General features: G+C 70.9%; 17 protein-coding genes and 3 pseudogenes. 10 read left to right on the top strand and 10 right to left on the bottom strand.

The window, feature by feature from the left end; all coding sequences use genetic code 11:
- Window positions 1-159: 159 nt before the first annotated feature.
- Window positions 160-3,534 carry a S8 family peptidase gene (locus ACLU3S_RS08670; protein WP_413951166.1) on the bottom strand — a complete coding sequence of 1,125 codons (3,375 nt, stop codon included), beginning with the start codon at window positions 3,532-3,534 and terminating at the stop codon, window positions 160-162.
- Between the two features lie 447 nt (window positions 3,535-3,981).
- Here ACLU3S_RS08670 and ACLU3S_RS08665 point away from each other — a divergent pair, with 447 nt between their 5' ends.
- Window positions 3,982-5,004: an LLM class flavin-dependent oxidoreductase gene (locus ACLU3S_RS08665; protein WP_413951165.1), complete on the top strand. Its 1,023-nt coding sequence runs from the start codon at window positions 3,982-3,984 to the stop codon at window positions 5,002-5,004.
- A gap of 617 nt (window positions 5,005-5,621) precedes the next feature.
- On the opposite strand, the gene ACLU3S_RS08660 is transcribed toward ACLU3S_RS08665, so the two are convergent.
- Window positions 5,622-5,909, bottom strand: a complete 288-nt coding sequence (locus ACLU3S_RS08660) for a hypothetical protein (protein ID WP_413951164.1) — start codon at window positions 5,907-5,909, stop codon at window positions 5,622-5,624.
- A gap of 688 nt (window positions 5,910-6,597) precedes the next feature.
- Here ACLU3S_RS08660 and ACLU3S_RS08655 point away from each other — a divergent pair.
- Both ACLU3S_RS08655 and ACLU3S_RS08650 read left to right on the top strand, forming a co-directional pair.
- Entirely contained in the window at window positions 6,598-7,026 is a 429-nt protein-coding gene (locus tag ACLU3S_RS08655; RefSeq protein WP_413951163.1) for an ATP-binding protein, read from the top strand.
- Between the two features lie 280 nt (window positions 7,027-7,306).
- The gene (locus ACLU3S_RS08650) at window positions 7,307-7,717 is read left to right on the top strand and encodes a hypothetical protein (RefSeq protein ID WP_413951162.1); all 411 of its coding nucleotides are present in this window, start codon (window positions 7,307-7,309) and stop codon (window positions 7,715-7,717) included.
- Between the two features lie 285 nt (window positions 7,718-8,002).
- Here ACLU3S_RS08650 and ACLU3S_RS08645 read toward each other — a convergent pair whose 3' ends face one another.
- Complete coding sequence (locus tag ACLU3S_RS08645) at window positions 8,003-8,797, bottom strand: SGNH/GDSL hydrolase family protein (RefSeq protein ID WP_413951161.1); 795 nt, start codon at window positions 8,795-8,797, stop codon at window positions 8,003-8,005.
- Between the two features lie 943 nt (window positions 8,798-9,740).
- Between ACLU3S_RS08645 and ACLU3S_RS08640 the strand changes: the two genes are divergently transcribed.
- Complete coding sequence (locus ACLU3S_RS08640) at window positions 9,741-10,463, top strand: SMI1/KNR4 family protein (protein WP_413951160.1); 723 nt, start codon at window positions 9,741-9,743, stop codon at window positions 10,461-10,463.
- 47 nt (window positions 10,464-10,510) lie between these two features.
- On the opposite strand, the pseudogene ACLU3S_RS08635 reads toward ACLU3S_RS08640, so the two are convergent.
- Window positions 10,511-11,104 (bottom strand): annotated as a pseudogene (locus tag ACLU3S_RS08635) (DUF6183 family protein); the annotation flags it as partial.
- A 117-nt stretch (window positions 11,105-11,221) separates the two neighbouring features.
- Window positions 11,222-12,145, bottom strand: a complete 924-nt coding sequence (locus ACLU3S_RS08630) for a ketopantoate reductase family protein (protein WP_413951159.1) — start codon at window positions 12,143-12,145, stop codon at window positions 11,222-11,224.
- Window positions 12,146-12,418: 273 nt separating this feature from the next.
- Here ACLU3S_RS08630 and ACLU3S_RS08625 point away from each other — a divergent pair.
- Window positions 12,419-12,625, top strand: a pseudogene (locus ACLU3S_RS08625) (SMI1/KNR4 family protein); the annotation flags it as partial.
- 244 nt (window positions 12,626-12,869) lie between these two features.
- On the opposite strand, the pseudogene ACLU3S_RS08620 reads toward ACLU3S_RS08625, so the two are convergent.
- Window positions 12,870-12,983: pseudogene (locus ACLU3S_RS08620) on the bottom strand (SMI1/KNR4 family protein); the annotation flags it as partial.
- A gap of 65 nt (window positions 12,984-13,048) precedes the next feature.
- On the opposite strand from ACLU3S_RS08620, the gene ACLU3S_RS08615 reads away from it, so the two are divergent.
- Complete coding sequence (locus ACLU3S_RS08615; protein ID WP_413951158.1) at window positions 13,049-13,414, top strand: transglycosylase family protein; 366 nt, start codon at window positions 13,049-13,051, stop codon at window positions 13,412-13,414.
- A gap of 180 nt (window positions 13,415-13,594) precedes the next feature.
- Here ACLU3S_RS08615 and ACLU3S_RS08610 read toward each other — a convergent pair whose 3' ends face one another.
- On the bottom strand, window positions 13,595-13,888 hold the full coding sequence (locus ACLU3S_RS08610; protein ID WP_413951157.1) for a hypothetical protein: 294 nt from the start codon (window positions 13,886-13,888) through the stop codon (window positions 13,595-13,597).
- Between the two features lie 42 nt (window positions 13,889-13,930).
- A complete protein-coding gene (locus ACLU3S_RS08605) occupies window positions 13,931-14,230 on the bottom strand; it encodes a hypothetical protein (RefSeq protein ID WP_413951156.1) in 300 nt (99 codons plus the stop codon).
- A gap of 30 nt (window positions 14,231-14,260) precedes the next feature.
- On the opposite strand from ACLU3S_RS08605, the gene ACLU3S_RS08600 reads away from it, so the two are divergent.
- Entirely contained in the window at window positions 14,261-14,524 is a 264-nt protein-coding gene (locus ACLU3S_RS08600) for a hypothetical protein (RefSeq protein ID WP_413951155.1), read from the top strand.
- Window positions 14,525-14,602: 78 nt separating this feature from the next.
- Here ACLU3S_RS08600 and ACLU3S_RS08595 read toward each other — a convergent pair whose 3' ends face one another.
- Window positions 14,603-15,778, bottom strand: a complete 1,176-nt coding sequence (locus tag ACLU3S_RS08595) for a glycosyltransferase 87 family protein (RefSeq protein ID WP_413951154.1) — start codon at window positions 15,776-15,778, stop codon at window positions 14,603-14,605.
- A gap of 526 nt (window positions 15,779-16,304) precedes the next feature.
- Between ACLU3S_RS08595 and ACLU3S_RS08590 the strand changes: the two genes are divergently transcribed.
- Window positions 16,305-16,481, top strand: coding sequence for a hypothetical protein (locus tag ACLU3S_RS08590; protein WP_413951153.1), 177 nt, complete (start codon window positions 16,305-16,307; stop codon window positions 16,479-16,481).
- Between the two features lie 704 nt (window positions 16,482-17,185).
- A complete protein-coding gene (locus ACLU3S_RS08585) occupies window positions 17,186-20,656 on the top strand; it encodes a S8 family peptidase (protein ID WP_413951152.1) in 3,471 nt (1,156 codons plus the stop codon).
- A 318-nt stretch (window positions 20,657-20,974) separates the two neighbouring features.
- Here ACLU3S_RS08585 and ACLU3S_RS08580 read toward each other — a convergent pair whose 3' ends face one another.
- Window positions 20,975-21,838 carry an AfsR/SARP family transcriptional regulator gene (locus ACLU3S_RS08580; protein ID WP_413951151.1) on the bottom strand — a complete coding sequence of 288 codons (864 nt, stop codon included), beginning with the start codon at window positions 21,836-21,838 and terminating at the stop codon, window positions 20,975-20,977.
- A gap of 375 nt (window positions 21,839-22,213) precedes the next feature.
- Here ACLU3S_RS08580 and ACLU3S_RS08575 point away from each other — a divergent pair, with 375 nt between their 5' ends.
- Window positions 22,214-23,002 (top strand): aquaporin, encoded by a 789-nt coding sequence (locus ACLU3S_RS08575; protein ID WP_413951150.1) that lies wholly within the window; start codon window positions 22,214-22,216, stop codon window positions 23,000-23,002.
- Window positions 23,003-23,021 lie beyond the last annotated feature (19 nt).

Below are 23,021 nucleotides of genomic sequence, written 5' to 3'. Positions count from 1 at the left end.
ACCCTTCCCAAGGGTGAAGGCCGACGCCGTCCGCGGCAACCGAGGCGCCCGCGCTCGGCCACGGCAGTCAGCACAGCTTGCCGCAGGCGCCGGACGCACCGCGGCCCCCGCGATCCGCCGCTGTGGCGGCCGGATCGCGGGGGCCGGGCGTACGAGGTCCTACTTAGTCAGGTAGGCGTCGACGATGGTCTCGCTGACGGCGTTGCCCTGCCGGTCGGCGGCCTGCGCCCGGAACGAGACGCTGCCGCCCGCCTCAGGGTTGGTGACCCGCACCCGGCCGTGACGGACCGGCGCCGCCTGCCAGTGGTCGCCCTTGTCGTAGGAGACCCACACCTGCAGGGACTTGAGGTTGCTGCCCGCGGCGGCCCCCTTCACGGTGACCGGGACCCACACCTTCGCTCGCGCCTTGCCCGTGCTGTCGAGGGACAGCTCGGGGGTGAAGCGGACGACGGAGACAGGCAGTTGGGTCGTCTGCGCGGCGTACCCGGAGGAGAAGGTCCACTCCACGTTCAGGCTGTCGCTGACGGCGGCCTCGGTGCCGCGCTCGACCGAGACGTCCAGACGGTAGTCGGCCCGCTCGTCGTCGTTCGCGGCGTAGAAGAAGTCCATCGGGTAGGGACTGCGGCGCACCAGTTCGCCGTCGCGGTAGAGACTTGTGGTCGCACTGTCGACCCGCGTCTGGTTGCTGCTGGAGTCGCCGGTTCCGTCCGAGAACAGCGGCAGGCTCCCATCCATGATATTGCCCCTCCGGATCAGCCCGGCGCCTTCCGGCAGATCGGGTCCGAAGACGCCCACGTTCAGCAGGCGGTGGTAGGAGTGACCCGGCTTGAAGGTGGCGGTGGGCATGTCGTAGACGGTGTCGAGGTGACGGTCGGCGCCCTTCTGGTGCAGACTCAGCCACCACGTTCCGTCATCCGACAGCAGGTGCAGGGTGAGGATGGAGGGGAGGGGACGCTCGACGGTCACGCCGCCACCGCCCGGGGCGGCCAGCGAGAGGTAACCGGTCTTGTCCTTCCCGGGCCCTCCCACCTCGGTGCGGACGCCGGCGAAGTCGTGGGACCGGGGATGCGCGGTGAAGCCGGTGACGAGTCGGTCGCCCTTCGGCTGGTACGCCGCGTCGTACTCGTCGTGCCCCTTTGCGCCGGTGGAGAAGGTGGCCTCGATGCGCTGGTTCAGGGTGTCTCCGGCGGCCACGCCGGGGCCGACGTGCGCGGTGCGGAGCTCCTCGGTGGGGGCGAAGAAGGCAAGGAAGGCCGGACCCGGCTCACCCGCCTGATCGACACCTGCGCGGACGTAGCCGGACGTCTGCTGGGCGGCACGGTCCGGCACGGTGACCTCGACCGGCTCGGTGGTGCGCGCGTCCAGGGTCACCGTGGTGTCCTTGGTGACAGTGAGGTCGGGCTGGTTGAACCAGTCCTCACCCTGGCCGTACGAGCCGGTCGGATCCACCTGCAGCGAGGCGTTGAGGAAGTAGCGGCCCTTGGGGACACGCACGGCATACGTGTCTCCGGACAGGTACGCGGCGAGTCCCTTGAGAGGACCGGAGAGACCGGCCAGCGTGGCGTTCCACGAGGCGGCGGAGGCCGGCGTGCCCTTACGGTTCAGGGGCTTCACGGTGACGGTGTACATCTCCGACTCGCGTTCCACGGCCAGCGCGGTGCCGACGGTCTGACCGTCGCCGGACGCGGTGATCCGTCCGGTGAAGCGGCCCGCGGTGTCGCCCCCGAGGCGGGTGTCGGCGACGACCTTCACCGTCGCCTCGCCGTGCGCCGGGACGGTGACCTGGTCGTCGGCGGTGAACATCCCGCTGGGCGCGGGGCTTCCGTCGGGCGCGGTGCCGTCCACGGTCAGCTTCAGGGTGACCGCCGTGGCGCCCACATTGCGGTAGGTGAGGTTCTCGGTGAGCGGCTCGTCGTCGGTGTGCGGCCACTGGGCGAGGCCGAAGGACAGCGACGTCTCCCGGGTGAAGACGGTCTGCTTGATGGCCTTGCGCAGGTCCACTCGGCCCGATCCCTGCTGGTACGCCGTGTACGCACCGGGCGTGGTCGACGCGACGAGCGCCTGCTTGATGTCGTCGCCGGTCCAGTCGGGATGCTGCTGGGCGAGGATGGCGGCAGCGCCCGAGACGTGCGGGGTCGCCATCGACGTGCCGCTGAGGGAGAGGTAGCCGTCCGCGACGGAAGGGGCGACGCTCGCCATGTAGCTGTCGTGCGCGGCCGCGGCCCCGATGTCCACGCCGGGGGCCGTGAGGTCGGGCTTGATCGCGTCGTCACCGGCGCGCGGCCCCGTGCTGGAGAACGGGGCCAGAACGTCCTGCTTGTCGACCGCTCCGACGGTGAGTGCCGCGTCGGCGCTGCCGGGCGTGCTGATCGTTCCGGCTCCCTGCTCGCCGTCGTTGCCGGCCGCTACGACGAAGAGCGTTCCGGTCTCGGCCGACAGTCTGTCGACCGCCTCCTCCATCGGATCGAGCTCGGGGGAGTCGTAGGCGCCCAGGCTGAGGTTGACGACGTTCGCCTTCTCGGACGCGGCCCACTCCATGCCCGCGATGATCCCGGACATGTCACCCTGGCCGGTGTCGTTGAGCACCTTGCCGTCCAGGAGGCGGGCGCCCGGCGCCACGCCCTTGTACTTGCCGTCGGACTTGGCCCCGGTGCCCGCCGCGATGGACGCGACATGAGTGCCGTGTCCGAACAGGTCGTCCACGGTGGACGAGTTGGAGAAGTTGTGCTCGGCGACGACCTTCCCGGCCAGGTCGGGGTGCGTGGTGTCGATGCCGCTGTCCAGGACGGCGATGCGGCTGCCGGTGCCGTCGTAGCCGGCCGCCCATGCCTCGGGGCCGCCGATCTGCGGCACGCTCTTGTCGAGCGACGCCTGGACGATGCCGTCGAGCCACACCGATGCGATACCGGGGGCGGCGGTGCGGCCCGTGGCGCGGGCGGAGGCGTTGGTGAGGGCGGTCCACAGCTTTGAACCGCCGTTCGCGGGCGCGCTGATGGCATCGGCGTCGATGCTGGTCAGCGAGTGCCGCACGACCGCCCCGGCGGTGGTGCGCAGCGCCGTCCTGGCCGCCGGCCGGCCCCCGTGGTACATGACGATGAGCCGCAGGTCCTTGCGCCCGGCGTAGGCGGACGTGCTCTGCGTGGTCATGTCGAACAGCCGGCGGTCCAGACGACCGCTCTCGACCAGGCCGCGTGCATCGGCGGGAATGGCGTAGGTGTGCCCGCCGACGGTCTCCACCTGAAGGGGTATGTTCTCCCGTCCCTTGGCGCGACGCACCGAGAGGACGTCACCCTTGCCACTGACCAGGACGCGGTCGCCGGTGATCAACGGGATCCACCGCTGCGTGCGGGCGGCCGGCCGGGAGTCGCCGGTGTCCACGGCGGAGACGAGGGGAGATCTGACGTGTGACGCCGGGGCCGGCGCCGAACCGCCGGAGTCTGTGAGCGCCATGGACACCGACGGAGTGGCGGCCACCAGCAGCATGCCGAGCCCCACGACCGCGCCGGACGCGGGTCTCTTCAATATGGACTTCACGGTTTCCTCTCGCTAGGCCACCCCCGGGTCAACTCACACGTGTCATGGGTCTCATGGGCGGAGCGGGGGTGGCGACAGCAGGCGCGCAATGTCTAGCAGGTATTCATTGCTTGATCAAGAACTATGTTTCCTGCTGGCCCCGTTGGCATGGTGCCGGGACACGCCACACTCGGGCGCCGCCTATTGCCGCCGTAGCGGCGGCCGTTGGAGGATGGGCCTGCGGCCCCCCGTCCGGCGGATTGCGCCCGACTGCGCGAGGCGCGACGGTACTCCGTGTCCCGGCCCGCTCCGCTCGCCCACGACCTCGGCGGACGTCGCGTCCTCATCGGTGTCGGCCTCACCGCCACACCTGGCATCGGCCCGAGAAGCGCGTCGGCACGTCCACCTGGCTGAGGCCGCTGGTGGCGTGGCGGGAATCAAACGCGGCCTTCGGACGCTGCAGGACGGGTGAAGAAAATCGGATTCCTCTCCTTCGGGCACTGGTCACCCGGCGAACATTCCCGGACCAGGTCGGCCGCGGATGTGCTGCACCAGTCCATCGACCTCGCGGTCGCCGCGGAGGAGCTCGGCGTGGACGGCGCCTACTTCCGGGTGCACCACTTCGCCCGGCAGCTGGCCAGCCCGTTCCCGCTTCTCGCGGCGATCGGTGCGCGGACCTCGAAGATCGAGATCGGCACCGGCGTGATCGACATGCGCTACGAGAACCCGCTGTACATGGCCGAGGACGCGGCCGCCGCGGACCTCATCTCGGCCGGTCGGCTGCAGCTGGGCATCAGCCGCGGCTCCCCGGAACAGGTGATCGACGGCTGGCGCCTCTTCGGCTACCACCCCGCGCCCGGCGAGACGGATGCCGACATGGCCCGCCGCCACACCGAGGCATTCCTCAAGGTTCTCGACGGCGAGGGTTTCGCCCGGCCCAACCCGCGGCCGATGTTCCCCAACCCGCCCGGACTCCTGCGGATCGAACCCCACTCCGAGGGGCTGCGCGACCGGATCTGGTGGGGCTCCGGGTCGAACGCGACCGCCGTATGGGCCGCCGAGCTGGGCATGAACCTGCAGAGTTCGACGCTGAAGGACGACGAGACGGGCGAGCCGCTCCACGTCCAGCAGCGCAAACAGATCGAGGCGTATCGCGAGGCGTACAAGAAGGCGGGCCACACCAGGGAGCCGCGGGTGTCGGTCAGCCGCAGCATCTTCGCCCTCATCGACGACCTCGACCGGGCCTACTTCGGCCGCGACCGCAACTCCCGGGACCACGTCGGAATGCTCGACGACAGGACCCGGGCCGTCTTCGGGCGCTCCTACGCCGCGGAGCCGGAGGAACTGGTGAAGCTGCTGCGGGGTGACGAGGCGATCCAGGCCGCGGACACCCTGTTGCTCACCGTCCCGAACCAGCTCGGGGTCGAGTACAACGCCCATGTGCTGGAGAGCATCCTCACCCACGTGGCACCGGAACTCGGCTGGCGTTGAGCCGAGAACTGTGTACGACCTCCTGCGTCTCCCGCAGCATGCGGGCAGCCCTCGACGCTGAGCGCGGGGGCTGCCGGCCACTCGAGCCGGGGCCGCCCTGCAGGCGGGCATCGTCCGGATCTTCGCCAAGGCTCCGTCATCCTGACGAGCGGACGCAGCGGCCTTCGGAGCCGACCGAGCCCACGAGATACGTGCGGCATCGGCTCGGCCCTGGTCCGGCACGGACTCGGGATCCTCGCCGAGCGAGCGGTTCCCCTCGTCTTCGTGGAGGGCGATCCGCGCTACTACTCGCGTTTCGGCTTCGCACCCGGTGGTGGCTTGGGCTTTCGAAAGCCCTCCCTGCGTACCCCGGATGACGCCTTCCAGGTCCTCCGACTCCCGGAGTACGAGCCTTGGATGACGGGGACGCTGGTCTACGCAGAGCCGTTCTGGCGCCATGACGCAGTCGGTCTCCGCGAGGGTCATACACAGTGACGCCGGCGCCGGTACCCCTGTTGTGGCGTGACGTGCCGTAACGGTGACGCCTTGGTCCGGTCGCCCAAAGGACGCGCCGGAGGCGACGGCGACACGTCGTTCCTCCTCGCGTTCGGCCGAGCGGGTCTCGCTCTTCGGGGGAGTCAGGGCAAGTTCCGGTCGGCGGGGTCGTTCGTGAGCAGGATGGTCCGCAGTTCGTTCTCGGTGATCTGGTCGGCGGGGCGGTGGAGCGTCCAGCGGTGGGCTTCACCGTCCATGGGACGCACCTCGACGACGGTTTCCGGCGGTGGGCAGCCGGCTTCGCCACAGGCGAGTTGGCGGATGATGACGGCGGTGTCTTCGTCCAGGTCGAGCAGGGTGCGTACGGCGCTCTTCAGCTCGCAAAGGTGCGGGCTCGGCCAGGCGATTCCGGGGCGCGGCTCCAGGTACATGAGAGATACTCCTTGGCTTGTGAACGAGGGGCGCTCGATGTGCAGACGTCGCCGGTGAGGCCGACGGCTTGTGCGACGTGGCGAAGCCGATGGCGCAGGCGTTGCGACGGCCCGCCTCTCGATGACGTCGGTGTCCGCGTGCGGGTCCGGTACTCCGCCGTGGCGGCTTGCGCGTACGTGGGCTCTCGTCCGGTTTCACGGACGCCAGGGGCCCTGCGGTTCGGCAGATGCGCGGTTTCTGCGAGACCTCGGCACAGCCATGGCAGCCGGCTTTCCGGGCGTCGCGTATGCGTGTCCTCCGCGGTTCGGGGACATCGAGAACCTGGAGATCCTCGCGGGCAACGTCGCCGGAGTCCGGACACCAGGGGAAGGAGGGCCGAGCGGTTGACGAGAAGGGCCCCGCCTCGAATGGGTGACCCAGAGTGAATGATTGTGCACGGTGTGTCCGTCGAGGAGGTCGTGCTCGTGACGGCAGCCGTGCGGCCAGGCGAGTGAGCCCAAGCCGGGACGCTGGCGCTGACGTGACCCGCACGAAGTTCAGCAAAAGGGGCTGAAAGCCTCGAACCGTTCGCCATGTGTCACCCGTGGAAGCAAGTGAGCGCGCCCATGCAGGATCCGGCCCACCGACGTCCCGAGAGTCGCTGGTGGTCCTTCAGCCCCCGCACATCCACACAAGAGCCGGAAGCCCATGTTCGTCACCGATTCCCCCCGCCCGAGCTCACTGCTCTCCCAGCGCCCCCGTCACGAAGCAGTGCTCACCCTGCCCGCGCAGGAGGCGCACGTCTCCGCCGCTCGTCACTTCGCGGCCGATCTGCTCAAAACCTGGCGCGTTCCCGATGGCGAGCGGGACTCCGCCGTTCTCATCGTCGACGAACTCACCGCCAACGCCGCCCGGTACGGCCGCGCGCACATGACCCTGCGGCTCGTCCTCGACGACGGCACTCTGCACATCGCGGTCACTGACTCCGGAATGGCGGTGGAGCGCCGTAGCCCCGGCATCGCCCCGGACGAGCACGGTCGCGGCACGGGCATCGTCCAACACCTCAGCCATTCCACCGACGTCCGCCGGACCCGCGGCGGTCGCGAAGTCCGCGCCCGCCTGAGGTGCTCGCCGTGACCGGGCCAGGCGTCCCGTACGAACTGCGGCCCGTGGCCGGCACCGCAGCGCCGCGACGGATCACTGGAGCCGGTCGTGACGCCGGGTCACCCGAACACTCCGCGGAGCGGGCGTTCGCGACCCACAAGCCGTGCCCCATCGACGGCTGCCTGGGCCCAGCCCGGGTGCCCGTCCGGTCCGCGGCCCCTCGACCGGCCCTTCAGAACGGCCACGCCGGCGAGGACATGACGCGGTGTCAGCGCTGCGGCGCAGACGCCTGGGTACGGGCGGAGGTGTGAGCGTGGACCCCACGGCGAACGGCACTGAGGGCATCGTCGCACCGCCCCCGCACGAGGCGTACGCGAATGCGCCCGACCTACGCCGCGAGATGCACCAAGTGCTCGCTCTCGGGGCCGAACGCGACGGCCGCGCGGCCAGGCCCGCCCATGCATCCCCGGCCGACGCGACGGCTGCCGAACGTGCCTGGCTGCTGCGGCGCGCCGCCCTCATGGACCGCATGGCCCTCGACGCCCGCGCCTCGGTCGCGGTCGCCGCCGAAACCGCAGGACAACTCGTCCTGCACGACCGTCGCCATCCCGGCCTGGCGGCCGGCCCGTACCATCCCGACACCATCAGAATCGCCCCCAGCCGACGCCTCTACGTCCGCCAGGAGTACGCCGCATGGACGGCGGCCGGGCGCCCCGGAACCTGAACTGCGGGCCGCGCAGGCGCGGTGGCCGAGCCTGTCCACCGCCTGAAGGGAATCGAGCCGTGGCCAACCAGGTGCGTACGGCGAACTCGCGGACCGCTACGAGACTCCTGTCCTCGTCGGCGCCATCAACGCGTGGTCGTGCCCGGGCAGCGGCGCGCTCCGGCACCGTCGAAGGTTGGACAGGGCCGTTCGTTCGCATGACACAGTCGATGCGGCGGCGGGGTCCCTGGCCCACGGAAGACCGTGGGCCAGGGACCGTGAGGTGCCGGTTCTTCGTGGGGGCGGTCAGCTGTTGGCGTTGAGGACGGGGTAGTAGCCGGACGCGTGGCCGGTGGCGGTGGGGTGGTAGGACTCCCAGCTCGGGGAGATGACCAGCGAGTGCAGCCAGTCGTCGCCGGAGCACAGTTCGTGCCCGTTGAAGGTGGAGCGGACGTCCCCGAAGACGAAGCCGTGCGCCGCGGCCCGACCCGCGATGACGCTGTCGAGGATGTTCGCGGCCTCGTCGATCTTGCGGTGCTTGGTGTCGCTGAGTCCGACGCAGAAGACGCCGAGGGTGTACATCCGCGGATAGCCGAGCACGACGACCTTGGCGTTGGGCGCCTTGGCGCGAATCGCGTTGTAGGTGGCGTCCAGGCGGGCGGGCAGCGTGTTCTGGGCGTAGCTCTCGGCCTGGTTGACCCGGTTGACGCAGTCGGTGTCCGAACCGGTCACGCAGGTGGTCATGACGTCGGAGAAGCCGGCGTCGTTGCCGCCGATGGTGAGGGAGACCAGCGTGGTGGCGGAGTTCAGCGGCCCGAGCTGGGAGTTGGTCACGTCCGTGGTCACCGCGCCCGAGCAGGAGGTGTCGGCGAACGAGGACGGGGCGTGGGCGTTCTTCCACAGGTAGGGGTAGGCGCTGAAGCTGCGGTGGCAGGAACCGCTCGCACTGTCGTAGTTTCCGGCTCCGTTGCCGGCGGAGTAGGAGTCGCCGAGGGCGACGTAGGAGGCGCCGGCGGCCTGTGCCGGAGTGGACAGTGTCAGGCTGAGCACGGTTGCGAAGCACAGAGCGGCGAGGGCTGACAGAGATCTGACGGGTCTCATGAAACCTCCCGAGGGCGAAGCCGGTTGGCGATGGGCGGAAGACGGTGAGCGCAGCAAGGCGTGTTCATGACAAGCACTCTTCGCGCGTAGATCCGTGTGCGCGGTCGTGCGGGAGCGCAGGCGGATACGACGGGAACGACCGTCGCCTGCTGGTGACGTGCCTCGGCGACGGACTGGCGGGGGAGTGTTGGCGCGCGCTGTGCAGACTCGGTCGGGCGGTGCGCGGCCCTGCGCAGGCGCGGCCGGAGGGACGTGGGGGTCAGGGGGCGTCTGTGGACGTGAGCGCCCTGAGTGGTCAGTTCCTGGTCAGCGACTGAACGGGAGCTGTGCTGCCCTTGGGGTCGCCACTGTCACCGGGCGCGAGTGAATCGCCCCGGTGTCGTGGGGACGGGGACGGTGGGTGCGGGTCGTGGGCGCGGTGGGGGTTGCCGTCGTGAACTATCCGGACTCGGGGTCGGTTGGCCTGGCGTATCTGGTGGTGCTGCGTGTTTTGAACCGCACGTGGTCCTCCTGGGAGGGGGTGCCTTCAGGGAGGGGTACGGCGCAGTCGCCCGCCGAAGGAGCCATGTTCGGCGTGCTCCTGACAAGTTCAATCCTTGAGTATCCGAGGCATAAGTGCGGTAGGCAAGTAGTCGGGCCAAAAATTTGAGGGTCTAGCACCACAATGTGGACTCGCCTGTAAAGCCCCAAGTCCGGCGTGGACGTACCGGTTCGTGCGTCACGTGCCGGCATGCGGCGGTTTGACGGGCCAGTGCTCGGGCGCAACGTCCGCATGCGGGGCGTCAACCGGGCGCCGCGCCTCACCGGCCGGCCCGGCCGGTACGGCACCAGCCTGCGCGGGGCGCGCGGCGCAGCCCGGGCGCTCCGTCACGGGGCGCCCGCCCGCCGCACTCCGAGGTCGTGCGTGAAGAGGGTTGACGAGCGGGCCGGATATCGTCCTCCCATGACACAAGAGTTCGATCTTGCGGCGTCGCTCGCCAGGGGCGTCGAAGACCGCAATGGTGCATGGGCCTTCATCCAGGGCTTCGCCGCCCACTGGGCCGGCGCCGCCCTGGGACGCGATGACGGATGGACGCAAGCCGATCTCGACGCTGCCGAGGAGAGGCTGGGTCTCAAACTGCCGACGGCGTTGCGCGAGGCGTATGTGCTGTCCGGCCGTCGACGGGACCTCACCAGCAACCACGATGTGCTGCTCGGCCCTTCGGAGCTGTATGTCGATGACGCCAAGGAGGCCTTGGTCTTCCGTCACGAGAATCAGGGAGCCGCCTCCTGGGGCGTTCTTCTCAGCAGCCTCCACGATGACGATCCTGCAGTGTTCATCCGGCTCGACCTTGCCGACAAGAGCGCCGAGCGGTGGGAGGAGTGGCTGGAGCGTCTGTCCGTTTGCTTCGTCGAGATCATCCTGTCCGAGTCGCTGCAGGCCGATGAAGAACTGTGCGACTTCCTCGACCCGGATGACGACAGCCTCGAACTGCTGGAGGCGAACTCCGTCCGGCTGCCCTTCCCGGCATACCCCATCGGCGAACAGACACGGTGGTTCCTGGGGCAGGACGTCCTCCTGCGCGATGACGACGGCGCGGCCATCCTGGCCCGTGGCCGAACGGCAGAAGACCTCGACCGCGTTCGCGACCAGATCCCGGGCGACTGGCTCAACGACCACCGCTGACCACGTGCAGGACTCCACCGGCCGGGCCGCCTGTCCAGATCCCGGCCGCCCGATGGCCCGAACGGCATCGAGTGACTACTGCCGCTGATGCCGTAGCTCGGCAGATCGGGACGTTCCTCCATGCCGGACAGCGTCAGGGGCAGCCGGCCCAGCGGATGATGGGTCCAATGCGGCGACGTCGCCCACGTCGCGATCCCTGGCGTCTCGCTGACGTTCACGCCCCTCAGGACCAGCTCGTGGACCAGACAGGCCCGAAGCTCCTCCGAAGCGCGGCCGGTGAACGCCCCTGCCAGATCCGCCGCCTCATGGCTGGACGCCAGCAACGAGGCCGTGTAGCGATCGAGCGTCCTGCCGGCGACCTCAGCCGAGGAGACCATCCGCAGCGCCTGAGCGACATTCTGCGGACCTCTCGTGGTGGCCAACAGCCGAAGCACATGGTCGAAGACACTTCTGCTCTGCCACATCTGCTCCCCGCTGCCGTACGTCCTGACGAGAGCGATGCCGAGGTCCGCGGCGAAGGCGGCATCCCCCTGCGCGACCCGGTCATCGGCCACCGCCCACACACCGGTGACCTCCGTCAGGTCCGGCAGGCCCGCCACGATCTTCTGTATCTGATCAGCCACGGACCTGAGCCTACGCATCCGGCATGGAACCGGAGGTCCTGGACATGCGCATCATCCGGCCGTCCACGACCGCCGTCGTGGTGACCCTCTGCGGTTCCGGCGCTGAAGGTGATCCGAGACCCGTCGCGGCGGAGCTCAGCGGGCTTCCAGCTCGGACATGAGACGTGTCGTGAGCGGGACGGGGATGCCGTGTCGCTCTGCCGCGCGGACCAAGGCCCCGCCGATCGCGTCGAGTTCCAGAGGGCGGCCGGCTTCCGCGTCGCGCAGCATCGACGATTTGCTTTCGTGGGGGAATGCGTCGTAACGCGTCAAAATCTGGCCGGCATCCGACGGCCCGCCGCAGGCGCGGCTGACGGCGGTGGTCTCCTCGACCAGTGCCGCCAGTTCCTCGCGCCGCTTGGACCGGATCTCGCCGATCGGCTGGCGGTAGCGGGTGGTCAGGAGCGCGAAAGGAGCCAGGAAAGCCAGCTTGGCCCAGAGTACGGCGTTCTCGTCGGCGACGATGCGGGTCTCCGCGCCGGCGCCGGACAGCAAGGCGGCGAGCGAGGTGGAGTTCTCGTGCTGGAGGGCCAGGTCGATCTCGAGGAAGGGGCTGCCGTGTTCGATGACGCCTGGGGCCGTACGGGTCGACTCGACGCGTACGACGGCTGGTACGACCCGTGTGGCACCGTAGCGTGCCCGCAGGGTGTCCACGTGCTCGATGCCGTTGAGCAGGGGCAGGACGAGGCCGTCGGCGAGGAGATGAGGGGGGACGCGGTCGAGTGCCGCGTCGAGCGCGGTGTGCTTCACCGTGACCAGGCACAGGTCGACGGGCTCGCGCAGGGCGGTGTCTGCCTCGACGGCGGCGGTGAAGTCGCCGAATTGTGCGCTGTGCACGCGGATGCCGTCGCGGCGCAGGATGTGTGCGGTCTCCTCGCCGGCGATGCAGATCACGCGGTGTCCGGCGCGCGAGAGCAGTGCGGCGAGCAGGCCGCCGACGCCTCCGGGGCCGAGCACGGCCACGTTTGAGCGAGGAGGCACAAGGCCGGAGTCGGTGCTGCGGGACGCGGTGTCGGACATGGGGTCCTCCCAGTTCATGAGGGTCGGCACCTGTCCCGATGCCTCAACCGCGTCCGGACGCGGCAGAGACGGGACAGGTTGCCGCCCTGGGCCCGAGGTGATCATGGGCGAGGCACAAGGGGCAAGTCAATCCTTGAACATCCTTGCAAACCCCGAAGGACAGCCTTTGGCAGGGGACGGGTCCGGCCCTTTCCCCACCACCATGGACGCGCTGCCGAGGGGTGGTGACGCACTGCGTGAGGCGTTGTCACAGCGGGGTGGTACCTGTACGCCATGCATATCGATCAAGCAGACCCTGCCGAGTTGGCGGCGCTGCGTGCGGCGTTCGACGTCGACGACCGGGGCGAGTCGGCTCTCGGCTGGGAGGCAGTGCACGCCTTCGAGGCAGAACACGGGATCGTGCTGCCCGAGCCGTATCGGACCTTCGTCGCCGAGATGACGGACGGTTCGAGTTCCGGGCCGCCCGAGTACGGGCTGCTACTGTGGCACCGGCGTCGGGCGGCTCTGTGACGGTCCTGCCGGCCGGGACCGCGGATGTGCCGCCGGCGACCCGTGTCGCAGAACCGGACCATGAAGCTGGGGCCGGCGAACCGGAGACCGACGGCGTCGGCGGCGCGCAGAGCCCCCCGCCGGCAACAGCTCGGTGATCGCTGACGGCGGTTGCCGCGGCACCGGCCTGCTGATCCCCGATCGCAGCCGGAGACAACCGCCGCAGCCGCAACGGTCACGCCGCGTCATGCCACGGCTTGTTCGCTGCCCAGTGCCGGACCCACCCCGCAAAGCCGGGCTCGGCGGTGGTGAACCCGAACTGTGCGCCGAAGGGGACAGCACCGACGTCCATGGGCTCACCCACTCCCGGCGTGCCTTCATTACTAACAGTTCATGTTATGTAACTGTGTGCGCATGCTACGACTGAACCTCGTCAACGGAACCGCGAGTCGTCGTACCCCTGTGCCCGGGCTGCGCGCAGCGCTGCTCCCCCTGGCAGCCGTCGCGGCTGTCGTCAACGGGCCGGCGGCGACCGCCCTGCCCGCCGGCGGCCCCCGTGCGGACTGGGACGCCATCGCCGTGTGCGAGTCCGGTGGCAACTGGAAGGCGAACACTGGCAATGGATACTTCGGCGGACTGCAGTTCAGGCAATCCAGCTGGGTGGCAGCCGGTGGCCTGAAGTATGCGAGGAGGGCCGACCTGGCCACGCGCAGGGAACAGATCGCCGTGGCCAGACGCCTGGCAGCCATTCAGGGAATGTCCGCCTGGGGCTGCGCGTGAGCGGCGGCGATGCGTGCCGCGTCCACGGAGCGGGGAAGGCCGCGTAGGGGGCGAGGAGCAGCGCCGACCACACCGTGCTTGCCACTGGTGAGCCTCGTTCATCTGGGCATTCCTTGATCCCTCTTCCCCCCTTCCCGGGGACCGGTGTCCCCGCGCGGCGCGGATTCCGCTCTCGCCTGGTCACTCTGCGTCGACGTGGGGCTGGATCTCCACGGTGAGGGCGGCGTCCTCCGGTCCGGTGCCTTCTTCGTCGGCCCACACGATCACGCGCGTGTGCTGCTCGCAGATGCCGTTGACCTTCCACTCGGTCGCCAGATCGGTCACGACGAGCGCGGCGACGTACTCGGCGCCCTGCCTGGGGGAATCGGTGGTGATCTTTCCCCGCCAGCGGTGGGAGGGGCCGAGGAGGGGGCGCCAGCCGGCGGAGCCGTGCGGCTCCTCCACCCGGTACGCCCACGTCCTCTCGGTACCCATGACACCGATCCTGTCACCGTAGGGAGCCTCCCGCGCCAGAGATCATGCCGCGTCGAAGTCCGACCGGGGCCGCACCTCCACGACGAAGTCCGCGTCCTTCATCTCGCCCGCCTCGTCGTGCCAGAGGAAGACCCGCACGTGCATCGCATGACGCAGGCCGGTCCTCTCCCACTCGGTCATGAGGTCGGCGACGATGCGGCCGATGACGCGCTTGGCGCCCTCGTCGGTGTCCGCAGCGGTGATCGCACCGCGCCACTGTTCGGGGTCGCTGCCGTAGGGGCGCCAGCCCTCGGATCCGTGCGGCTCGAACACCCGGTACGCCCAGTCCGTATTGGTGTCCATAACACCGATCGTGTCACCGTAAGGAGCCGCATGCGCCGCATCGGATCGACGCCCGCCGAGCGCGGGTCGGTCGGGGCGAACAACTGTCCCGACGTCCTGGAGCTGGAGGACGGTGACTTCCTCGTCATCGGCAGGCTCCACCTCCTGACCGCGCCCGAGGCGGAGCGGATGAAGGAGGTGGGTGCCTCGATCGGCGAGGACGAGTCCGTGGTCCTGGTGCCGCGCGACTGCATCCTGGCCGCCGCACAGCAACTGGCGTCGGAGGGGGCCGCTGAGGCACGGAGGGCCGGCTGACCCGGGCGTCCAAATCCCTGGTCTTCCACGCCGGCTTGGGTGCCGAGGCAGGCGCCCGCCCGGGACGGTGGCCGGACGTCATGGGCTCTGCGGGGTCCTGTGGCGGCGTGCCAGTGCGTTCGCATGATGGTGTGCGGCGCGGCGGCCCCTCGACAGGCTCTGGGTGAAGCGGGGCCAGGCGAGGAGGACAACGGGGTAGATGGCATAGCCGATGCGGGTGGCCGGGGAGAGCACTATGGCGAGGGCCAATCCCAGGGCCAGGCGGTCGGCGGCGGCGACGGTGGTGCGGGGCGGGCGGATCAGCAGAGAGACCCCTGTGCCCGCGGCGCTGAGGGCGATGAGCGCCACTGTGACGGCCTTTCCGTCGGGAATCAGTGAAACGATCAGGTGCCCGAGCAAGGGGCTCTGAGCGGAAGACGCCGTGGAACCGAGGCCCAGCGGATAGAGCACGGCGTTCTGGTAGAACGCGCCGCTGTCCACCAGGGCCACGGGCACGATGGCAAGCACGGCGATCCCTGTGGCTGTTGCCGCGCACTTGACCGCGGCACGCCTCCCGCCGCATACGGCGAGCATGGCGACGATCACCGGGACGGCCGGCCAGGCGGTCCATTTCAGGGCGGCGGCCGCCCCCACCACCAGGCCCGTGCGTCCGGCGTGCCCCTGGTGCGCGAAGGCCAATGCCAGGCAGATCAGACCGATGACCGGGGGATCCACCCCGCCGATGGTCAGTGGCAGCGCAACGACGGGGCAGGCGATCAGCCACAGGACGCCCGTCCGCCCGGTGGTGCCGTGCGTGGTGCCGTCCGTACCGATGCCGGTGTCCCTGGTCAGCACCCGGACGGCGCCGGCCGCGGCCGCGAGGAAGACGGCGAAGAACCACACACGTGCGCTGGAGAACGGGGTGTCGCCGAAAAGCATGTGCGGTATCCCGAAGAGCGCCATGCCGGGAAGGTAGGGGTTGAAGTCGCGTACCGCGTGCGGCGCGTCGTTGTACGGCGTTCCGGAGGACAACAACAGCCTGGCGGACCGTTCCACGACGCCGACCTCCATCTGTGCCTTGCCGATCACCGTCAGATAGAGCAGGGGCAGGGCGACCACGCCGATGACCGCGATCGCGGCGGGACGACGGGCCCACGGCATGGACGATCTTGCGGCGACCAGGGCGGCGCAAGCGTATCCAGCCGCGGCGATCAACCCCCACGCCTGCTGCGTGGTGCCGGCGGGCGACAGCAGTCCCACTACGAGCGCTGACACCGCGCACACCACCAGCACCGGCCGGTCCCACCGCCGTCTGGGGCCGGACGGGCTGCCTGCGGGGCAAGCCTCCGACATCGGTTCTCGGACAGCTTGAGACATCAGGTATCAACCTCTTGAGAAGACATGGGGATGGTTGAGCGGGCCGCGAACCGTGAGGTCCCGGTCCGCCGGGCGCGCGGCGGATCGACCGGGTGACGGGCCGGGGTACTTCGTGGGAACCGCCCGCACCGTGGCCCAGGTGCGCGGGCAGGGGTCCGGCGCCGCGCAGTCCTGAGAGGCGGGGGATCGGTGGCAGGGTCACCGGCGGGGGTGCGCGGTCCGCCGCGGCAGAGGCCACCAGCCGCACTTACGGCTTGCGCGCGGGCACGTTGTGTTCGTCGTGGCGTGCACCTGCACCCCTCACCCACCGCATCGGCGGGGCCACTGTCACGGACGGGGCCATGTCGGCCATGGCCTTTCGCCGGTGCGGTCACTGAGGGAAGCCAAGACGGGAACGACACCCGTCCTCGCGACGGATCACACGGTGCCCGAGCGCACGGAACACACGGTGCCCGAGCGCACGGAGCACACGGTGCCCGAGCGCGCGGAGCACACGGTGCCCGAGCGCGCGGAGCACACGGTGCCCGAGCGCGCGGAGCACACGGTCATGCTCACTCCAAGACGCCTGAGCGGTGACAGAGCCCCGAGAACGGCGGCCTGAACCGGCTCAGCTGGGCGTCCGGGCAGCACGGCCGACCCGGGGAGAGCAACGACATGAAAGTGACTCCTTGCTGCGAGTCGGTGGAAATCACCGCTCACGTCGCACTCTCACCTTGACGGCCGACCTGGTACCAGTGGTGCCCGGGACAGGTGTCCCTCGGTTCCGGCCTCCCCTGTCGCCATCGGCGCGCGGACGCTTCGACTTCGCCGCCGCCCCGGCCTGGACGTGTGCTACCTCGCTTCACCGGTGGCCGGCGTGTCCAGCCGGTCCGGTGTGTCGGCCACGCCCGTGTCTCTCCCGGCGCCGGGGCAGTCCCTCGTCGACCCGCGAGCGGGCAGCGACCCATTCGCTCCGGCTCCGCTCGGCCACGGCCGGCTCGCACCGGCTCCGGTCTGACGGTATGTCAAAAATCATCGATGGTGGCGACTTGGGCGCGCAGGGGCAGTGCCGGCTCGATGCCGGATCCGGATCCCTGGAGGCTGGATCTGTGGATGTCACGTCCACCCCGCAGCCTTCTGGACCGGCTCACGCGCTGGAAGGGTGGCCCGCGCACCGGCAATGGCGGTGACCAACCGTCAAGCCGCTTGTATTCCACCGATGGAGACCACTTCCGCCGACCAGCCGCGACCCGGCTCCGTCGGCGGTACGCCTCCCGTTCACCCCTCCAGGAGGGCCCTTCCGTGCACATTCCACGAAGAGCGGCGATGGCACTCGCCGCTGTCGGCGTGCTGTCGCTGAGCGGACTGCCACCGGCGGTCGCCACCGCGTCCCCCGCGTGGGAGTCCCACGCCGCCGAGGCCGGCAGCACCCACCAGACCCCGCCCGTCGCGGTCACCCTGCTCACCGGCGACCGGGTGCTCGTCGGCAAGGGGCCGGGCGGCCGGCCCGTCGCCATGGTGACGCCGGCGTCCATACCCGGTCGCCACGTCGCCTTCACCACGATGACCGACAGCAAGGGCGATGTCCGGGTGATCCCCAGTGACATGCTGCCACTCGTCGGCACAGTGCTCGACGAGCGGCTCTTCGACGTCAGCGAACTGATCCGGCAGGGGTACGACGACGCGCACGCCGCCGGCCTGCCCCTGATCGTCCAGCACGCCGCGGGCACACACGATGCCGCCCGCCGCCTTGCCGCCACGTCCGTCCGGGCCGGCCGCGACCTGGCGAGCATCCGATCCACCGCGGTGCGCCAGCCGCGCGGCAAGGCCGCGCAGCGGCTCGGCAGCTACCTGGCCGCCGCCGGGCGTGCCGCGCTGAGCCGTCGTACCAGCGCCAAGGGCCTGGGAACCGCGGCCGGACCGCTCTCCGGCGTCACCCACATCTGGCTCGACGGCAAGGTCAAGGCCACCGACCTCGACTGGAACCTAGGCAAGGTCAACGCCCCCGCGGCCTGGGACGCCGGGCACACGGGCAAGGGCGTCACCGTCGCCGTCATCGACACCGGCATCGACAACACCCACCCGGACCTGCGCGACAGGGTCGTCGACTCGGCGAACTTCTCCGGCGCGGCCGACGCACTCGACCATGTCGGGCACGGCACCCATGTGGCCGGAACCATCGCGGGCTCGGGTGCCGCCTCGAACGGCGCGCGCAAGGGCATCGCCTACGACGCGAAGCTGCTCAACGTCAAGGTCCTCAACGACCAGGGCAGCGGGAGCGACTCCGGTGTCATCGCCGGCATGGAATGGGCGGCCCAGCACGGGGCGAAGGTCGCCAACATGAGCCTGGGCGGCGGCGCCACGGACGGCAACGACCCCGAGAGCCAGGCCCTCAACGACCTCACCGCGCGCTACGGCACCCTGTTCGTCGTCGCGGCCGGCAACGAGGGCGGGCCCGTCAGCACCCCGGGCGCGGCGGACGCGGCGCTGACGGTCGGAGCCACCGACAGCGCCGACCAGGTGGCCGACTTCTCCTCCGGCGGCCCCCGGGCCGGTGACTACGCGTTGAAGCCCGACATCTCCGCCCCCGGGGTCGGCATCGTCCAAGACCGCGCCGCCGGGACCAGCCTCGGCACCGTGGTCGACGACAACTACACCACGCTCTCCGGCACCTCGATGGCCACTCCCCACGTGGCCGCGGCGGCCGCCCTGCTCGCCGCGGACCGCCCGGAACTGACGGCCGCCCAGATCAAGGCGCTGCTGCAGGAGGGCAGCGATGTGATCACCAGGGGGGACCAGCCCGAGTCCGTGTTCCGCATGGGCGCCGGTCGACTCGACGCGGCCGAAGCGCTGCGCCAGCAGGTCGTCCCCGACCGTGCCACCTTCGACTTCGGTCTGATCGACTGCACCCAGTCCGCGCCGCTGAGCCGCACCGTCAAGCTCAGCAACACCGGCACCGCCGACGCCACCTACACCTTGGACCTCCGAGGAAACGTCTTCCGCGGCGACGGCCTGCTCACCGGTGGCCCGCTCCCCGACGGCTCGGTGAAGCTCGGCGCCTCCTCCGTCACCGTCCCCGCAGGTGGGACGGCCGAGGTCGACGTCGCCGTCGACCCGCAGGCGATGCCCTCGGGCAGCGGCGCCGGACGCGGCGGCGACCCGGCGGGCCTGTACTCCGGGCAGGTCGACGCCACACCGGTCGCCGGTGGCGAGCCCCTTCACCTCACCTTCGGCTTCCGAGCCGCGCCCAACCAGTGCCGGGTGCCCGTCAGGGCCCTGGACCGGGGCGGCAACCCCACCAGCGGGGTGGGTGCGATGACCCTCCTCGACGACAACGCGGGCGGCCTGTTCGCCTTCGGCGCCGGGGGCGACACGGTATTGCTGCGCCGCGGCAGCCACTTCTCGGTCACCGGTATCACCGAGCACATGCTGCCGAACGGCCATCTGGAGACCGCGACGATGGTCTCGGCCGAGCGGACGGTGGAACCCGACACCAAGATCGTCATCGACGCGCGCCAGGCACACCCGGTATCGGTGAAGGTCCCCGAGGCCACCTCACCGGACCTGGTGGCCCTGAACACCGTGCGCACCACACCGCAGGGCCACTGGGTCCAGATCGCCGAAGTCGCCGGATGGGTGAACGGCGACGCGCGCTACTTCGACATGTACGCCGGCATGGCCGACACCACCGTGGCGACCCTGGGCAAGCTCACCACGACCCAGTACCACCATCTCGTGGACGCCGGGCACGCCGATGACCCCGCGCGCGCCACGACCGCCTACGAACTGGCCTGGAATTCCCCGGCGTTCCCCGACGACCCGGCGCGCGTCCTCTCCCACGCGGACGTACGCCGACTGGCCAAGGTCCGTGCCGACTACCGCCAGGTCGGCTGGGCCGACGACACCAACCACGACTGCGTGGCGCGGATGCCGTCCGACGGCGCCCAACCGCTGTTCTACGCCTGCGACGCGGTCGGGATGCCCGGCAGGCGCACGGAGTACGTCACCCCCGGCATCGGCTGGCAGCGCCAGACCTGGCACATGGGCAGCAACGGCTATCTGGTCACGGCGCTCGCCCAGACTCCCCGCAAGTACGCCGAGGGACAGCAGGTCGAGGAGAGCGTCTGGGGCGGTCCACTGAAGTCCACCGCCACCGGCACCCAGACGTCCGACGTGATCGCCATGAACGCCCAGGACCTGGTCGACACCACGGGGACCACCCAGCTGTGGGGGAGGGCCGACTACCACCGCGGCGCGCTCGTCTCCGTCGCGATGTGGCGCGACGGAAAGCTCATCAACCGCTTCTACAGCGGCATCGGCATGGCCTACAACCAGATCCCGGCCAAGCCGACCACGTGGAAGTTCGAGCGCGGGGTGGAACTGAGCGGCGACATGGCACAGGGCATCGAGTCGACCACCGACTGGGAGGTGCGCACCACCCCGGTCCGCGCGGGGCGCACGGCAACCCTGCCGCTGCTGAACGTCGACTACGGCATCCGCCTCGACGGCTGGAACCACGCCAGGGCCGGCGCGGACCTGCCGCTGACCCTGAAGGTGCACCGTCCCAAGGGGGCCGCGCCCAGCCCCCTGACGTCGACGCGGGCCTGGTACTCCCTCGACGGCGGAACGCACTGGATCGCACTGGACACCCACCGGCGTGGCGCCGCCACCACCACGGTGCTCAAGGGGAAGGTGCTCAAGCCCGGGCAGCTGGTCTCCCTGCGTGTCACCGCCGCCGACAAGGGCGGCAGCACCGTCGACCAGAAGCTCATCGACGCGTTCCACGTGGCCGGCTGACCCGCGGGGCGTGACCTTCACGCCCCGCTGACGGCGACCGCATCGCGACGGGCGGACCGGGCCGACGCCCGGTCCGCCTTCGCACCCGCACGACGGCGGCGCCGTGCTGTGTGCCGGATCGGGCGAACTGGCCGGGCAGCGCCGTGGTGCCCATGCCGCCGGAGCCCTGGACCACTACGCCGGCTTGCTGCTCGCCGCTCGCCGCCCGTTGCTCGCCGCTCGCCGCCCGCTGCTCGCTGCTCGCCGCCCGTTGCTCGCTGCTCGCCGCCCGCCTCCCGTCGGCCGGCGACCGCGCCCCGCCACGCTCTGCGGAGCCGCTCAAGCTCGTCCGCTCGCCCGACGAGCGCGGGCAGGCCCCACATCCATGCTCCCTGCAGGTGCCCGAGGGCCGTCGTGCGTGACGATGGGCCGGTTGCCCAGAACGGCCCGGTGCAGCGCCATGGTGCGCGGGTCGGGGTCCGTGCCGAGTTCCCTGCGGAGCCGTCGGCGCAGCGCGTCGTAGGTCCGCAGCGCGGCACCCGGTGAGCCCAGTGCGGCCTGGGCGCTGATCAGGGCACGGCACGCCGTCTCGTCGTAGGGGTCGGCGTGCAGGGCCGCGGCTGCCTCCTCGGCCGACCGCCGGTGGTCTCCCCGGCGGGCCGCGATCGACCAGGCGGCCTGCCGGGCCCGGCGCAGCAGCCGGTCCACCTCACGTTCGAGGTCCTCGGTCCACGGCGCCGGCGTGAATCCCTCCGCGGCCTCGCCGGACGTCAGCAGTCTCAGCGCACGCCGGGCAGCCGCGTCGCCGAGCGCGGCCTCATCGACCGCCAGGTGCCGCTCGGCGGCGGCCACCAGGTGTGCTGCCTCGTCGAGATCGACACGCCAGCCGGTGGTGTTCAGCCGGTACCCGGCGCCCACCCGTTCCAGACACGCCCCGACCAGCCGGCGCAGCCTGCTGACCAGGGCGGCGACGGTCTGCACCGCGCTGGGCGGGGGTCCTTCGGGCCACAGGACGTCGATGACGGTGTGGAGGCCGACGATCCGGTTGCGGCGGGCGGCCAGAAGTCCCAGCAGTGTCGTGGCCCGGCCCCGGGGGACGTCGGGCAGCGGCTCGGACAGCGGCGGTGCGGCGAGCGTGAGCGGCCCGATCAGGCGCAGCCGGACGTCTCGGTGACACGGGCGGGGGGACGAGGGCGAGGACATGCGGTGGCTCCTTGCGTGGACGGGCTCACGTCCGGCTTCCTACGGTCACGCGGGTCGTGGCCCCCGTACCAGGGACGCCGGGGACAGCTCTCCCTCGCTTCCGGCCGTCCCGAATGAGAGGCCGACCCGAGTTCGCGGTCGGCGCGGCAGGGCGGCTTCGCCGGAGTTGTCGCGCCGCTCCGGGACACGGCCGGCCGCCGGCGCGAGGACAACCGAACCCCCAGGGGCCGACGCCGGCCCACCCGCCGCGACCACCGTGCAAAGCGTGTGCAAGACCGGCGCGGATGCTGGGCGACGGGTCTTCCGACCGGGCCGGCATGAGTGGCCCGGCCCGGTCGGTCGGCCCCCTTCCACGCTGCCGACCCGGAGGACCCAGTGAGCACCAGCGGTGGGCACCGCCGTCCCTGGCCCGAGTGGCTCAGCGAGTTCGCCGCCACGGCGATCCTGCTGTTCGCGATGGTCTCGCTGTTCCGGGTGCTGTACGGCCCGGACAGTCCGGCGGCACACGCCCTCCCCTCGGCCGAGGGGAGGCTCGCGATCGACGCCCTGGTGAGCGGCGTCGTCGTCGGCCTGCTGATCGCCTCTCCCCTCGGACGGCGTTCCGGAGGCCACCTCAATCCCGCCGTGTCGCTGGCCTTCTGGCTGCTGCGTGCCCTCCCCGGACGTGACGCGATGGCCTATGCCGGCGCCCAGCTCGCGGGGTCCGTGGCCGGAGTCGTGGCAGGACGGCTGCTGTGGGGCCGGCACGCCGCGGTCCCGGCCGTCGCCTACGCCACCGTCCGGGCGGGCGACGGTGTGGCTCACAGCGCGGTCTTCGCCGCCGAGGCCGCGGCGACGGCCGTGATGCTTGCCGTGGTGGTCTTCGCCGCGACCCGGCCCCGGCCGGTCCTGCCGGTGCCGGTGGTCGCGGGTGGCGTCGTCGCCGGGCTCATCCTGGTGGCCGGCCAGGGCGGCGGCGGCAGCTTCAACCCCGCCCGGCAGTTCGGCCCGGAACTCTTCTCCGGGGACTTCGGATGGCTGTGGGTCTATCTCACGGCGCCGCTGGTGGGCGCGGGGGTCTTCGCCCTCGTGCGCCGCCGGATGAGGAGGGCACCGGCGCTGTCCTGTCCGCTGTGCGAGCGGCACGCCTGCCATGTCCGGACCCCGCTGACGGCGGTGCGGTAGGGCGGCATCCCGCGCTTCA

Source organism: Streptomyces sp. AF1A, from assembly GCF_047340315.1.
In the GTDB taxonomy this organism is placed as follows: domain Bacteria; phylum Actinomycetota; class Actinomycetes; order Streptomycetales; family Streptomycetaceae; genus Streptomyces.
The sequence above is the reverse complement of the archived record's forward strand: the minus strand, read 5'-3'. Positions and strand labels throughout refer to the sequence as shown.